The organism is Streptomyces panaciradicis (assembly GCF_023516615.1).
In the GTDB taxonomy this organism is placed as follows: domain Bacteria; phylum Actinomycetota; class Actinomycetes; order Streptomycetales; family Streptomycetaceae; genus Streptomyces; species Streptomyces panaciradicis.
Genome location: NZ_JAMGBF010000231.1, coordinates 1 through 13,725, shown reverse-complemented (window position 1 = coordinate 13,725; position 13,725 = coordinate 1). Strand labels below are relative to the sequence as shown.

The following is a 13,725-nucleotide window of genomic DNA, read 5'->3' as shown; positions in this document are numbered from 1 at the left end:
CGGGCCCGTCGGCGGCGCCGGGTCGCGCGTCCGGCTTACGGCCGGCGGCGGCGTCCGGCGTGCCCTCGGCGATCCGGCCGCGCACCGCCGACGCCACGGCCTCGGCGGTCAGGACCAGCCCGGTGGCGCCGGTGCAGGAGACGACGACATCGGCTCGTGTCAGCTCGCCCGGCACCGCGTTCATCGGTACCGCCCGGGCCAGCACGTCCGTGTCGTCGCCGTCGGAAAGTATCTGTGCGAGCCGCTCCGCCCGCTCCCCGGTCCGGTTGGCGACGACGATCTCCGCCACACCGGCCCGCGCCAGCGTCGCCGCGGCCAGCGAGGACATCGAACCGGCCCCGATGACCAGCGCCTTCTTGCCCCGCGCCCACTCCTGGACGTCGGCACCGAAGGACAGCTGCTCCAGCCCGAAGGTGACCAGCGACTGCCCGGCCCGGTCGATGCCGGTCTCGGAGTGGGCCCGCTTGCCCACGCGCAGCGCCTGCTGGAACAGGTCGTTCAGCAGCCGCCCGGCGGTGTGCAGGTCCTGCGCCTTGGCCAGCGAGTCCTTGATCTGCCCGAGGATCTGCCCCTCACCGACGACCATGGAGTCCAGCCCGCAGGCCACGGAGAACAGGTGGTGAACCGCCCGGTCCTCGTAGTGGACGTACAGATAGGGCGTGAGCTCCTCCAGCCCCACCCCGCTGTGCTGGGCGAGCAGCGTGGACAGCTCGGCGACACCGGCGTGGAACTTGTCGACGTCGGCGTACAGCTCGATGCGGTTGCAGGTGGCGAGCACCGCGGCCTCGGTGGCCGGTTCGGCGGCGACCGTGTCCTGCAACAGCTTGACCTGGGCGTCCAGATGCAGCGCGGCCCGCTCCAGGACACTGACCGGCGCGCTGCGGTGGCTCAGCCCGACGACGAGGAGACTCATGCCGGCATCACGGCGGGGATGTCCCCGTCGGGCCCCTGGTCGGCGGCCTCCTTGCGGGCGGCGGCGGCCGGGTGCGCGCCGTCGCCGGCCGCGCTCTCCTCACCGGCCTTGCGCTGCTCGTGGAAGGCGAGGATCTGCAGCTCGATCGACAGATCCACCTTGCGCACGTCGACGCCGTCCGGGACGGACAGCACGGTCGGCGCGAAGTTCAGGATGGAGGTGACACCGGCCGCGACGAGCCGGTCGCAGACCGGCTGGGCGGCGCCGGCGGGGGTGGCGATCACACCGATGCTCACGCCGTTGTCCTCGATGATCTTCTCGAGGTCGTCGCTGTGCTGCACGGGGATGCCCGCGACCGGCTTGCCCGCCATGGCCGGGTCGGCGTCGATGAGCGCGGCCACCCGGAAGCCACGGGAGGCGAACCCGCCGTAGTTGGCGAGGGCGGCGCCGAGGTTGCCGATGCCGACGATGACGACCGGCCAGTCCTGGGTGAGCCCGAGCTCGCGCGAGATCTGGTAGACGAGGTACTCGACGTCGTAGCCGACGCCCCTGGTGCCGTAGGACCCCAGGTAGGAGAAGTCCTTGCGCAGCTTGGCGGAGTTGACCCCCGCGGCGGCCGCGAGCTCCTCGGAGGAGACCGTGGGTACCGAGCGCTCCGACAGTGCGGTCAGGGCGCGGAGGTACAGCGGAAGCCTGGCGACGGTGGCCTCGGGAATCCCTCGGCTACGGGTCGCCGGTCGGTGAGTTCGGCCAGTTGCCACGGTGCTCCTGCGGGTAGAGCGGGGCTGCAGGCGGTCACACGTTCCTGGACCGCCCCGTCGAATGCAGGCTATGTCTTTGTGAACGCGTGCACAAAGATGGTGTCCGATTTGCCCGGCCAACGTGACCGGGGTCACGCGCCCCCGGCGCACCGGCGCGGAACCGGCGCGCGGACACAGCCGTTCCTCTGTTCTTGGGGGCAAGACCGCACACACTCCTCTTCGGATCCCCGCCCCCGAGACCAGACGCCTTCGATCCTAAGCGAGCGCCTTGCGCAGCCGCGCCTCGTCGACGCGCCAGAAGGTGTGCTGCGCGCCGTCGATCAGGACGACCGGAATCTGCTCCCAGTACTGGTCATGGAGGTGTGGATCGAGCGCGATGTCCTTCTCCTCCCACGTCACACCGAGCTCACCACACACCTTCTCCACCACAACTTGTGCGTCATCACACAGATGACAGCCCTGCTTCCGGACCAGAGTGACCACTCGCTCCTGAGGGCGCGGCGCCTTGCGACGAAAAACGGGACTCATACGAGCCATTGTCGCGGCGCCGGATCGCTTGTTTAACGGCCGGGCCGCCCAGAGTTCACAACCTCCAAACCTCTCGACTCCGAAGTCACCGAACAAACTGGCTATGCTCACGGTCATGGCCGCTCTCGGATGGCTCACTCCCCGTAGGCGCTCCGCCACGGCGCGGAGCGTGTTGGCAGGCGAGGCCTCGGCTGAGGCCGCCCGCAAGTCGTCGCAGGACTCACAGCCCCCCGAACTCGCCCCCGACCTCGCCGTCGAGGAACCTCAGTTCCCGGTGCTGGGCGACGACAAGGCAGCCGCCTTCTTCGACCTGGACAACACCGTCATGCAGGGTGCCGCCCTCTTCCACTTCGGCCGCGGCCTCTACAAGCGCAAGTTCTTCGAGACCCGCGACCTCGCCAAGTTCGCCTGGCAGCAGGCGTGGTTCAGGCTGGCCGGCGTCGAGGACCCGGAACACATGCAGGAGGCCCGCGACTCGGCGCTGTCGATCGTCCAGGGCCACCGCGTCGCCGAGCTGAAGTCCATCGGCGAGGAGATCTACGACGAGTACATGGCCGAGCGCATCTGGCCGGGCACCCGCGCGCTGGCGCAGGCCCACCTGGACGCGGGTCAGAAGGTCTGGCTGGTCACGGCCGCCCCGGTGGAGATCGCGCAGGTGATCGCCCGCCGCCTGGGCCTGACCGGCGCCCTCGGCACGGTCGCCGAGTCCGTCGACGGCGTCTACACGGGCAAGCTGGTCGGCGAGCCCCTGCACGGCCCGGCGAAGGCGGAGGCGGTCCGCGCGCTGGCGGCGGCGGAGGGCCTGGACCTGTCCCGCTGTGCGGCCTACAGCGACAGCCACAACGACATCCCGATGCTGTCCCTGGTCGGCCACCCCTACGCCATCAACCCCGACACCAAGCTCCGCAAGCACGCCCGGAACCTGGACTGGCGCCTGCGGGACTACCGCACGGGCCGCAAGGCCGCCAAGGTGGGCATCCCGGCCGCGGCGGGCGTGGGCGCGGTGGCCGGCGGCACCGCGGCGGCGATCGCCATCAGCCGACGGCGCCGCTGAGTTCACCCTGACCGGCTTCGAAAAGAGGGGCGTCGCCTGTGCGACGCCCCTCTTTCGTTTTCCGCGCCGTCCGCACAAACAAGCCAATCCGCAGGTCATACCCCCACAGGCCGCTGTCCAGTCGCATTGGCTGCACACGGCCACAACCCGCCCCGTTCCCAGCCGCAAGCCGAACTTTTTCGATCAACAAACGGTCACTCTCTGGTACTTGATCGTGCGCCAATCGGTTACAGAAGCGACGTAATCGATGATTTGAGCAACTCGGTGTAGCAGCGCCTGTACGAAGCGTTATTCTCCTCAGACGCAATCCGGTACCCCTCCGTCGCTACGACGGGTGAACGGTCCCGTACTGCACGTGATGGAAGCTCTGCCTCTGGGAGTCCCGTGTACCCACACGTCGGGGTTGACGCCTCGGGCCTGGCTACGCTGCGCGCAACGGTCCTCAACCTGTTGCGCGACTTCGTCCCCACCGCGTACGCCGTCCCCGCCCTCGCGGGCGCCGCGGCCGCGCCGATCGGTCCGTGCTACGCACTGGCCGACGGCAGCGCCGCGGTCGGCAGACGAGGCCGCGCGGCCGCCGCCGGCACCACCGCGCGCCGCCCGGCCGCGGACAGCGACAGCGCCCGGATGATGGACCTGGTCGAGCGGGCCCAGGCCGGCGAGGCCGACGCCTTCGGGCGCCTCTACGACCAGTACAGCGACACCGTCTACCGGTACATCTACTACCGCGTGGGCGGGAAGGCCACCGCCGAGGACCTCACCAGCGAGACGTTCCTGCGCGCCCTGCGCCGCATCGGCACGTTCACCTGGCAGGGCCGCGACTTCGGCGCCTGGCTGGTCACGATCGCCCGCAACCTGGTCGCCGACCACTTCAAGTCGAGCCGCTTCCGGCTGGAGGTGACCACCGGCGAGATGCTCGACGCCAACGAGGTCGAGCGCTCCCCGGAGGACTCCGTCCTGGAGTCCCTCTCCAACGCGGCCCTGCTGGAGGCCGTCCGCCGGCTCAACCCGCAGCAGCAGGAGTGCGTGACCCTGCGCTTCCTGCAGGGCCTGTCGGTCGCCGAGACCGCCCGCGTGATGGGCAAGAACGAGGGCGCGATCAAGACCCTGCAGTACCGGGCCGTGCGCACCCTCGCCCGGCTGCTGCCGGACGACGCCCGCTGAGCCCCGACACGCTCCGCGACACCCAACTCACTTTCAGTGAAAGTCCGTTGACTTCCCGATCCGATCATCCGTCGTCCGTAACCCAAGTGCCGCGCCGCTCGTTGTGCGGGATGCAGGCTCCCTGTGGTCACTCCCTGGCCGACTCCGATCACCCGATCGTGTGGTCATGGCCGGGGCGTGCAACCCTCAGGACCCCCTGGGGAGTCGACCGTCATGACGAGAGGAGGTGCCGCCAGTGATCGCGAACGTATCGGCGCACCGGCGGGCGAACGCCTTCGCCCAGGCCCTGGACGAGCAGCCCGACCGGGACACGGCGGCTCAGCAGTCCGAAACACCCCCACCAGCGGCGGCGGAACGGACCGAGCAGGCCGAGCTGCTGGCCCTGGTGGTCGACCTCGGCGAGCTGCCCAAGCCGGTACTGGACCCCGAAGTCAAGGTCGTCCAGCGGGCCCAGCTGGTGGCCGCGTTCGAGGCCATGCTGCAGGAGGGCACCGGAGGCGAGGCGGCCGATCCGTCGGTGCCCGAACAGCGTTCCCATCGCGCCCGGGGCACACACCGGGCGAGCGGGCTGGGCAAACTGCGCCCCCGGTCCCGGCTGACCAAGGGGCTCGCCGCGGGCGGGCTCAGCGTCGGCGTCGCCGCGGGGGCCTTCGGCGGAGTCGCCGCGGCCAGCTCGGACGCCCTGCCCGGCGACTCGCTCTACGGCCTCAAGCGCGGCATCGAGGACTTCAAGCTCAACTACCTCACCGAGGGCGCCGACCATCAGGGCCAGGCCTATCTCGACCTCGCCTCGACCCGGCTGAACGAGGCGCGCCGGCTGATGGACCGCGGTCGCGGCGGCCACCTCGACCACGAGTCCGTGGGCGAGATCCGCCGCGCCCTGTCCGGCATGCAGCACGACGCCTCCGAGGGCCACCGCCTGCTGCACGAGGCGTACGAGCGCGACCCGCATTCCCTCGGCCCCATCCAGGCCCTCTCCGCCTTCTCCCGATCGCACCGCGAGGTCTGGGGCGCACTGCGCGACAAGCTCCCGGTCCAGCTCGGTGACGTCAGCGACGAGGTGTCCTCGGTCTTCGACGCCATAGACGAAGAGGTCGCCCCGCTGCAGTCCCTGCTCCCCGAGCCGCCTGCCCAGGGCGGCGACGGCAGACGCGGCGGTTCGAGTACGGCACCCACGGGCCGCTCGGGCGCCGGACACGGCTCGGCCTCGCCGGGCCAGGGCAAGGGCTCCACGGGCGGCGGCCACTCCAGCAGCCCGAGCGGCTCGGCCACGACCGGCAGCGACGGCCTGCTCGGCGGCAACACCGGCGGTCTGCTCGACCCGCCCAAGTCCAGCGGCACCGCCTCCCCGTCGGCGAGCGGTTCGCCCAGCGCCAACCCGGACGTGACGATCCCGCCCCTCCTCCCGGGCCTCCTGCCCGGCCTGGGCATCGAGGGCGACAACTCCGGCTCCTAGCGGCTACGACGGTGGGGGCGCCCTTCCCGGGAAGGGCGCCCCCACCGTCGTACCGAAAACCTCAGAAGAACACCGACCGCCGCTGCACCAGCAGCTTGTACAGCGTGTGCTGGATCTGCTCCCTGACCTGGTCGGTCAGGTTGAACATCAACATCGGATCCTCGGCGGCCTCCGGCGGGTAGCCGTCGGTCGGGATCGGCTCGCCGAACTGGATCGTCCACTTGGTCGGGAGCGGGATCGCGCCGAGCGGGCCGAGCCACGGGAAGGTCGGCGTCAGCGGGAAGTACGGGAAGCCCAGCAGGCGCGCCAGCGTCTTCGCGTTGCCGATCATCGGGTAGATCTCCTCCGCGCCCACGATCGAGCACGGGATGATCGGGACGCCCTGGCGCAGGGCCGTCGAGACGAACCCGCCGCGCCCGAAGCGCTGGAGCTTGTAGCGCTCGGAGAAGGGCTTGCCGATGCCCTTGAAGCCCTCCGGCATCACACCGACCAACTCGCCCTGGCCGAGCAGGCGTTCGGCGTCCTCCGCGCAGGCCAGGGTGTGACCGAGCTTGCGGGCGAGCTCGTTGACGACCGGCAGCATGAAGACCAGGTCGGCGGCGAGCAGCCGCAGGTGCCGGCCGGCGGGGTGGTTGTCGTGGACGGCGACCTGGAGCATCAGGCCGTCCATCGGCAGGGTGCCCGAGTGGTTGGCGACGATCAGCGCGCCGCCGTCCTTCGGGATGTTCTCGACGCCCTTCACCTCGACCCGGAAGTACTTCTCGTACACCGGCCGCAGCAGGGACATCAGGACCTGGTCGGTCAACTCCTCGTCGTACCCGAAATCGTCGACCTCGTAGTCGCCGGTGAGGCGGCGGCGCAGGAAGTCCAGCCCGTGCGCGATGCGCCGCTCCAGGCCGCCCTCGTCCCGCGGCCTGGCGGGCTGCTGTTCCTCACGCGTCACGGGAACATCATCCTGCGCCGGGGCCCTGCCGGGCAGGGGCTGGACCTCTCCGACCTGCGCGGGTTCCGCGGTCTTGCGCCGGCTCCCCGCGCCCCGGCGACGCGGCGGCCGCTGTACGGCGCTCCCGCGGGACCGGTCGTCGTCGAACGGAATGACCTTGGCGTCCGCCATCGTTGATGCGCTCCTCAGTTGGCGCTTTGCGTCGGGGGGTGGCCACTGCCCGGGAGGGGCAGTGCGGCGATCCGGTCGACGGCCCCCGCGAGGGCCTCCGGCGGCAGGAGTCCGGGTCCGTGGCTGCGGGCGAAGTCGGCGAAGGTCTCCGCCGTCGTGTACTTCGGCCGGAACCCGAGCGTCTCCCGCATCTGGTCGGTCGCCACGACCCGGCCGTGCGTCAGCAGCCGGATCTGCTCGGGCGAGAAGTCGGTCACTCCCAGGGTACGCACCAGCGAGCCGGCCCAGGTGACGGCCGGCAGCAGCAGGGGCACGGTGGGCTTGCCGAGCCGCCGCGAGCACTGCGACAGCAGCAGGACGCCGTCGCCGGCGATGTTGAAGGTGCCGCTGTTGAGCGTGCCCCGCTCCGGCTCGTGCGAGGCGATCCGCAGCACCTCCATCACGTCGTCCTCGTGCACGAACTGCAGCCGCGGGTCGTAGCCGAACACGGTCGGCAGCACCGGCAGCGCGAAGTACGAGGCGAGCGGGGTGTCGGCGGCCGGACCGAGGATGTTGGCGAAACGCAGCACGCAGACGGCCACGTCGGGCCGCCGGCGGGCGAAGCCCCGCACGTAGCCCTCGACCTCCACCGTGTCCTTCGCGAACCCGCCGGAGGGCAGGGACTTGGGCGGGGTCGTCTCGGTGAAGACGGCCGGGTCGCGGGGCGCGGAGCCGTACACGTTCGTACTGGACTTCACCACCAGCCGCTTGACCGTCGGCGACTTCTGGCAGGCACCGAGCAGCTGCATGGTGCCGATGACGTTGGTCTCCTTGACCGTGGCCCGGCTGCCGCTGCCCAGCGCCATGGCCGTCACATCCAGGTGGACGACCGTGTCGGCGCCCGTCTCGGCGAGCACCCGCGCGATGGTGGGCTGCCGGATGTCGGCCTGGATGAAGTCGGCGCCCCCGAGATGGTGCTCGGGCGCAACCGCGTCCACGGCGACGACCCGGTCCACCCGTGGGTCGCGCTGGATCCGCCGGACGAACCGGCCTCCCAGCCTGCGGGCCACTCCGGTCACGAGCACGACCTTGCCCAAGATCAGCGCCTTCCTTCCAGCACATCCGGTAGTCGTAGCCTGCCGCGTTCCCCGTGTGCGGCCAACTTAGCGGGTCGATGTTGCGCTGTGATGACCGCCCAATGCATGAAGTAACCACATCCACAGCACCTACGACCGGACCCGGCCATGTGAACGTCCATGAACCGAGAACGCATGTGGCCCCCCACCGGATGCGGTGGGGGGCCACATGACACGCTGCTGCGCCGCGTCGCCTTACTTCTTGTTGCGACGCTGAACGCGCGTGCGCTTGAGCAGCTTGCGGTGCTTCTTCTTGGCCATCCGCTTGCGCCGCTTCTTGATAACAGAGCCCACGACTACCCTCGCTCACTTCTCATCACTCGGTGTTTGGGCGCCATGGGCCCACACGACCTACGAGGGGCTAGCCTACCCGTCCGAGCGCTGAGGTCGTAATCGAGGTGTCGACGAGGGGTCCGGGGAGGTCCCTGAGTGCCCTGAGGATCTCCCTCGGACCCGTCGTCGTCAGGCGGTTTCCACCCCCACGTAGCTCTCGCGGAGGTACTCGTGAACCGCGTTCTCGGGGACGCGGAAGGACCGCCCCACCCTGATCGCGGGCAGATGACCGCTGTGCACCAAGCGGTACACGGTCATCTTCGACACTCGCATCACCGAGGCGACCTCCGCCACGGTAAGGAACTGAACCTCGCTCAGAGGCCTCTGCTCAGCAGCCATGACACACCTGAACCTTCCGCACTCGACGGCCACCGGCTTCCCCTTCCGGTGACTCTTCGTCGCTGCGTGCTCACTCCCCAATGTAGGGGCGGGTGATGCGAGTGGGGAAGAGGTGCACCCATCGGCGGCCTACTGTGACAGACACGCTCGATTGAGTACGTAGCGGGTAAGCGGCCGGTAGTAATCAGACCGCACAGCGTCATCAAGTGGAACGACGACGGACACGACCCCCTCAGCCTGCCCCACAAAGAGCGCGGGGTCATCCGTATCTGCCAGACCAATGGCCTCGAACCCCAGCTGACCTGCTCCGCAGACCCAGCCGTGGTCCCCGATGACGAGCTCGGGCAGCGGCCCTCCGGCCTCGGCGGCCGCGGCCAGGGCGAGGCGAACCGGCATCGGTGAGTGCGTGTGCGCGCCGGTCGCACAACCGGGGCGGGGCGTCCCGGGTTCGCGGACGAACGCGACGCGCCGTACGTACTCAAGGTTGTACGTGCGTAGACCGAACCGGGTCGTTATGTCGACACAGCGACCATGCGCCGGTGTGAGGACGGCACATCCCGCCGCCGACAGCGCGTCCGCCAAGGCGGCGTAGAAGCCCAGCAGACGGTGCGGGTGTCCGGTGCCGAGGAGCACAGGCGCGCTGCGCTGGGCCGCAGCCGCCAGACGCTCAGCGAAGGCATCCAGAGCGGTCAATGTCAGCTCAGGATCGATCACATCATGACCTGAAACCTGGCGCGGATCGGCCGAAACCCCGCACTTCTGTGCCATCACCTCCATCACATCGCGCTGTTTCCATGCCCATGCCGGATCGAGTCCGATCAGCACCCGGGGGTCGCGCGCCGCGAAGAGCCGGTAGCTCCGCAGGCTCTCCTCGCGCGAGGTGGCCACCGGTCCGGCGAGACGGGCAGCCAGCAGATGAGCGCGCAGGGCTCCGGTGCTCAACACGCTTGCGATGGTGACGGACCGGCCCGGCCGCGGCCACACGAACAGGCAAACACCGCACAGTTGGCGTAACGCTCCTGCCGGCGCCTACGCCAGCAGGCCCCGCAGCGGGAACACCGCCCGCCGGGTCGCCAGCACCGCCTGGTCGAGCCGGTCCGCGGGGTCGTACCCCGCCTCCCACTCGGCGAAGGACACCGGCCACCGCCCGTCCGTCATCCGACCCGGCGCCAACTGCCGGGTGCGCGCGAAGACTTCCTGCCGCCAGCTCTCGGGAATCACCGTCTCCGGCGTGATCTCACGTCCCGCCGCGATCCCCACCAGATGCGTCCAGGACCGCGGCACGACCTCGACCACCGCGTATCCGCCGCCGCCCAGCGCGACCCACCTGCCGTCGGCGTACCGGTGCGCCAGGTCGTGGCAGGCGACCTGCACGGCCCGCTGCGCGTCCAGCGACACGGCGAGGTGCGCCAGCGGGTCCTCGAAGTGCGTGTCGGCCCCGTGCTGCGTCACCAGCACCTGTGGCCGGAAGTCCGCGATCAGCTCCGGCACCACGGCGTGGAACGCCCGCAGCCACCCCGCGTCCCCGGTGCCGGCGGGCAGCGCCAGGTTCACGGCCGATCCCTCCGCCGAGTCCGCCCCCGTCTCCTCAGGCCACCCGGTCTGCGGGAACAGGGTCCGCGGATGCTCGTGCAACGAGATCGTCAGCACGCGCGGGTCCTCCCAGAACGCCGCCTGCACGCCGTCCCCGTGATGCACGTCCACATCGACGTACGCGACGCGCTCGGCGCCCAGCTCCAGCAGCCGGGCGATCGCGAGCGAGGCGTCGTTGTAGATGCAGAACCCGGAGGCGCCGCCCGGCATCGCGTGGTGCAGCCCGCCCGTGAAGTTCACGGCGTGCAGGGCCTCCCCGCGCCACACCGCCTCCGCCGCCCCCACCGACTGCCCGGCGATCGTCGCGGACACCTCGTGCATCCCCGCGAAGGCCGGATCGTCCATGGTGCCGATCCCGTACGCCCCGTCCGCCGCCCCGGGATCGGCCGAGGCCGCCTTCACGGCGTCGATGTAGTCCTCGCGGTGGACGAGCCGCAGCGTCGACTCCCCGGCGGGCTTCGCCGCCACCACCTCGACGTCCTTGTCCAGCCCGAAGGCGTCGACGAGGTGCTTGGTCAGGGCGAGCCGGACCGGATCCATCGGATGGTCCGGACCGAAGTCATAGCCCGTTACTGCCTCGTCCCACATCAGCTGTGCGCGGCCGCTCATGCTCGCCACCGTATCGGTCCGGCCGAGGTGCGAACGAGCGGGCGTACACGAGGGTCACCAGCACCAACACCATCGGTACGAGCATCGCCCCGCGGTAGCTCCACGTGTCGCCCAGCGCCCCCACCAGCGGTGAGCCGATCAGGAACCCGACGTAGTTGAAGACGTTCAGCCGCGCCACGGCCGCGTCCGAGGCCCCCGGGAACAGCCGCCCGGCCGCCGCGAAGGTCTGCGGCACCAGCACGCACAGGCCGAGCCCCACCAGCGTGAACCCGAGCATCCCGAGCCACGCACCCGGCGCCACGGCCACCACGGCGAACCCCGCGGCCGCCACCACCGCCCCCAGCCGCACCACCGCGACGGCCCCGAAGCGCCGCACCCCGGCGTCCCCCAGCGCCCGCCCGAGCAGCGTGGTCACCATGTACACGTTGTAGGGCACGGTCGACAGCTGCTCCGAGCTCCCGAGCACGTCCTTCAGGTACTTCGCGCTCCAGTTGGAGACGGTCGAGTCCCCGATGTACGCGAAGGTCATCACCAGACACAGCGGCAGCAGCAGCTTGAAGACGAGCGACTGCGCCTGGCCGCCCTCCCCGTCCTCCACGTCGGAGCCGGCGCCCGCGTCGACGTACCACCGGCTCCCGATCAGCACGGCGGGCAACAGCACCGCGACGACCGGCAGATACGACACCCACAGCGCGAGATGCCAGTGCGCGCCCACCCAGGCCAGCGAGGCCCCGACGATCCCGCCCAGGCTGAACGCGGCGTGGAAGCTGAGCATGATGCTGCGCCCGTACGACCGCTGCAGGCTCACCCCGAGCATGTTCATCGAGGCGTCCAGCCCGCCCACGGCCAGCCCGAAGGCCGCCAACGCGAGCCCCAGCTCGGCCAGTCGGTCCCCCGACCCGACGCCGATCAGCGCCAGCATCACCACCGGCTGCAGGCACCGCAGCAGCACACTGGGCCGTATTCGCTTCACCAGCTGCTCGGTCGTGACGCTCCCGACGCCGGCCAGGATGGGCACGGCGGCCAGGAAGGCCGGCAGCAGGGCGTCGGAGACGCCGTACCGGTCCTGGATGGCCGGGATGCGGGTCACCAAAAGAGCGAAGGTGGCGCCCTGCACGAAGAAGCTGAACGCCAAAGAGGCCCTGCCGCGCCGCAGCACATCTGTCATGGCGGCGAGCGTAGGGCCCCTGGCTACCTGTGGGTAGATCCAGCCAAAGATGAATTTTCCTCAGCTTTACCGGTGGTGCGGTCAGGCGGCGATCGCGACCTCGCCCCGCACGGGCTCCGCTGCCGCGTTCACCTCGGCGGTGAGCATCCGCGCCATGGGCTCGGCGGCGGCCTTGCGGCTGACGAGGAAGGCCAGCGTGATCGCACCGGCGAGGACGACCGACCCGAGCCAGACCATGGTGTCGACGGGCAGGGTGTACGCCCCCACGATCCGCGCCGCGCACTCGGCGAGCAGGGCCACGCCCCACACCCCGGAGAAGAGCCGCTCCAGCCGGCGGAACGCGCCCGAGCCGACGGCCAGCCGCTCCCAGGCGGCCTCCCGCGCCGTGTCACCCCGCGTCAGGAAGGGCTTGAACGCCTCCGTCATCATCGGCCGGCCCATCGCCACGGACACCAGGACGGCGATCCCGATCACGCTGCTGACCCCGCTGTCCTTGACGAGCATCAGCCGCGGGTCGCCCGAGAGGAAACTCAGCGCCAGCGACACGACGTTGACCACGAGGATCAGTTCGGCGAACACATTCGCCTTCCGCTCCTTCACCACGCTCCACACGGTCCGCACGGCCGGCACCACGCTGCTCAGCGCGAGTGCGGCGAAGGTGCCGACCCCGAAGGCCTCCTTGAAGAGGTAGTAGGAGCCGACGGGCACCGCCACGTCCACGATCAGCGGCCCGAAGGTGCTCTGCTTGCTCGCCTTGCCGGTGGTGCTCGTCTTCGTCGTCATGCGTTCAGCTTCGCGGACGGCACCCGCACGGCAGTAGAAACGATCGTCCGGGGCTCGGCATGACATTTGTCAGCCGAGCAGCCCTGCCAACTCACCCATGTCGTCGAAGAGTCGGGTGGCCCGGGCGAGCTTGCCGGCCGGCGTCATCGCGGTGAACCCGTACACGTCCATCCCGGCCGCCACGGCCGCCTGCACGCCCAGCGGACTGTCCTCGACGACCGCACACCGCTCGGGTACGACACCCATCCGCTCGGCGGCGTACAGGAACAGATCGGGAGCCGGCTTCCCCCGCCCCACGTCCTCGGAACTGAAGATGCGCTCCTCCCCGAACCACCGGTCCAGCCCGGTCGTCCGATGCCCCACCCGGATCCGCGCATGACTCCCGGACGAGGCCACGCAGTACGGCACTCCGTCCGCCGTCAGCTTCTCCAGCACCTCGCCGACGCCCGCCACGGGCTTCAACTCCCGCTCGAAGGCGGCGAAGACGCGTGCGTGGAACACGTCGTCGAAGTCGGCGGGCAGCGTCCGCCCCGTCCGCTCCAGGACCAGCTCGTGCACCCGGTGCATGGCCGAGCCCATGTAGTCCCGTATGGAGTCCTCGTACGACGTCGGGTGCCCCAGCTCGGTCAGGTAGGCGGCCAGGAGCCGGTTGGAAATGGGCTCGCTGTCGACGAGCACGCCGTCGTTGTCGAAGATGACGAGGTCATAGCGCATGGAGCCACTGTAAACGCAGAAAACCCCGCACCAGAAAGGTACGGGGTTTTCCCACAATTTGTTCGGCGGCGTCCTACTCTC

Annotated in this window: 15 protein-coding genes; 3 read left to right on the top strand and 12 right to left on the bottom strand. The window is 70.3% G+C overall.

Going from position 1 to position 13,725, the window contains the following annotated elements; genetic code table 11:
- The 3 genes from M8J74_RS42150 to M8J74_RS42140 all read right to left on the bottom strand — a co-directional run.
- On the bottom strand, positions 1–913 hold a 913-nt coding region (locus M8J74_RS42150; protein WP_249841459.1), incomplete at its 3' end, for a glutamyl-tRNA reductase.
- The gene (locus M8J74_RS42145; RefSeq protein ID WP_249841458.1) at positions 910–1,674 is read right to left on the bottom strand and encodes a redox-sensing transcriptional repressor Rex; all 765 of its coding nucleotides are present in this window, start codon (positions 1,672–1,674) and stop codon (positions 910–912) included. The genes M8J74_RS42150 and M8J74_RS42145, both read right to left, overlap by 4 nt.
- A gap of 255 nt (positions 1,675–1,929) precedes the next feature.
- Positions 1,930–2,211 carry a glutaredoxin family protein gene (locus tag M8J74_RS42140; RefSeq protein ID WP_249841460.1) on the bottom strand — a complete coding sequence of 94 codons (282 nt, stop codon included), beginning with the start codon at positions 2,209–2,211 and terminating at the stop codon, positions 1,930–1,932.
- Between the two features lie 106 nt (positions 2,212–2,317).
- Here M8J74_RS42140 and M8J74_RS42135 point away from each other — a divergent pair, with 106 nt between their 5' ends.
- The 3 genes from M8J74_RS42135 (at position 2,318) to M8J74_RS42125 (ending at position 5,876) form a co-directional block, all read left to right on the top strand.
- Positions 2,318–3,256: an HAD family hydrolase gene (locus M8J74_RS42135; protein WP_249841457.1), complete on the top strand. Its 939-nt coding sequence runs from the start codon at positions 2,318–2,320 to the stop codon at positions 3,254–3,256.
- A 384-nt stretch (positions 3,257–3,640) separates the two neighbouring features.
- Positions 3,641–4,420 (top strand): ECF subfamily RNA polymerase sigma factor, BldN family, encoded by a 780-nt coding sequence (locus M8J74_RS42130; protein WP_249841456.1) that lies wholly within the window; start codon positions 3,641–3,643, stop codon positions 4,418–4,420.
- A gap of 235 nt (positions 4,421–4,655) precedes the next feature.
- Entirely contained in the window at positions 4,656–5,876 is a 1,221-nt protein-coding gene (locus tag M8J74_RS42125) for a DUF5667 domain-containing protein (RefSeq protein WP_249841455.1), read from the top strand.
- Between the two features lie 61 nt (positions 5,877–5,937).
- Here the strand turns inward: M8J74_RS42125 and M8J74_RS42120 are convergent, their stop codons facing one another.
- The 9 genes from M8J74_RS42120 to M8J74_RS42080 all read right to left on the bottom strand — a co-directional run bounded on the left by M8J74_RS42120 (position 5,938) and on the right by M8J74_RS42080 (position 13,644).
- Complete coding sequence (locus tag M8J74_RS42120) at positions 5,938–6,990, bottom strand: lysophospholipid acyltransferase family protein (RefSeq protein ID WP_058923960.1); 1,053 nt, start codon at positions 6,988–6,990, stop codon at positions 5,938–5,940.
- Positions 6,991–7,004: 14 nt separating this feature from the next.
- Positions 7,005–8,066, bottom strand: a complete 1,062-nt coding sequence (locus M8J74_RS42115; protein ID WP_058923961.1) for an NAD-dependent epimerase/dehydratase family protein — start codon at positions 8,064–8,066, stop codon at positions 7,005–7,007.
- 234 nt (positions 8,067–8,300) lie between these two features.
- On the bottom strand, positions 8,301–8,399 hold the full coding sequence (locus M8J74_RS42110; RefSeq protein ID WP_003948845.1) for a 30S ribosomal protein bS22: 99 nt from the start codon (positions 8,397–8,399) through the stop codon (positions 8,301–8,303).
- Positions 8,400–8,567: 168 nt separating this feature from the next.
- Positions 8,568–8,777: a helix-turn-helix domain-containing protein gene (locus M8J74_RS42105; RefSeq protein WP_016437488.1), complete on the bottom strand. Its 210-nt coding sequence runs from the start codon at positions 8,775–8,777 to the stop codon at positions 8,568–8,570.
- 129 nt (positions 8,778–8,906) lie between these two features.
- Positions 8,907–9,722 (bottom strand): phosphatase, encoded by an 816-nt coding sequence (locus tag M8J74_RS42100; RefSeq protein ID WP_249841454.1) that lies wholly within the window; start codon positions 9,720–9,722, stop codon positions 8,907–8,909.
- 84 nt (positions 9,723–9,806) lie between these two features.
- Positions 9,807–10,979, bottom strand: coding sequence for an acetoin utilization protein AcuC (locus M8J74_RS42095; protein ID WP_249841453.1), 1,173 nt, complete (start codon positions 10,977–10,979; stop codon positions 9,807–9,809).
- Positions 10,930–12,147: an MFS transporter gene (locus M8J74_RS42090; RefSeq protein ID WP_249841452.1), complete on the bottom strand. Its 1,218-nt coding sequence runs from the start codon at positions 12,145–12,147 to the stop codon at positions 10,930–10,932. The genes M8J74_RS42095 and M8J74_RS42090 overlap by 50 nt, the downstream gene beginning before the upstream one ends.
- An 81-nt stretch (positions 12,148–12,228) precedes the next feature.
- On the bottom strand, positions 12,229–12,930 hold the full coding sequence (locus M8J74_RS42085) for a VC0807 family protein (RefSeq protein ID WP_249841451.1): 702 nt from the start codon (positions 12,928–12,930) through the stop codon (positions 12,229–12,231).
- A gap of 69 nt (positions 12,931–12,999) precedes the next feature.
- Positions 13,000–13,644 carry an HAD family hydrolase gene (locus M8J74_RS42080; RefSeq protein ID WP_249841450.1) on the bottom strand — a complete coding sequence of 215 codons (645 nt, stop codon included), beginning with the start codon at positions 13,642–13,644 and terminating at the stop codon, positions 13,000–13,002.
- Positions 13,645–13,725: the final 81 nt, after the last annotated feature.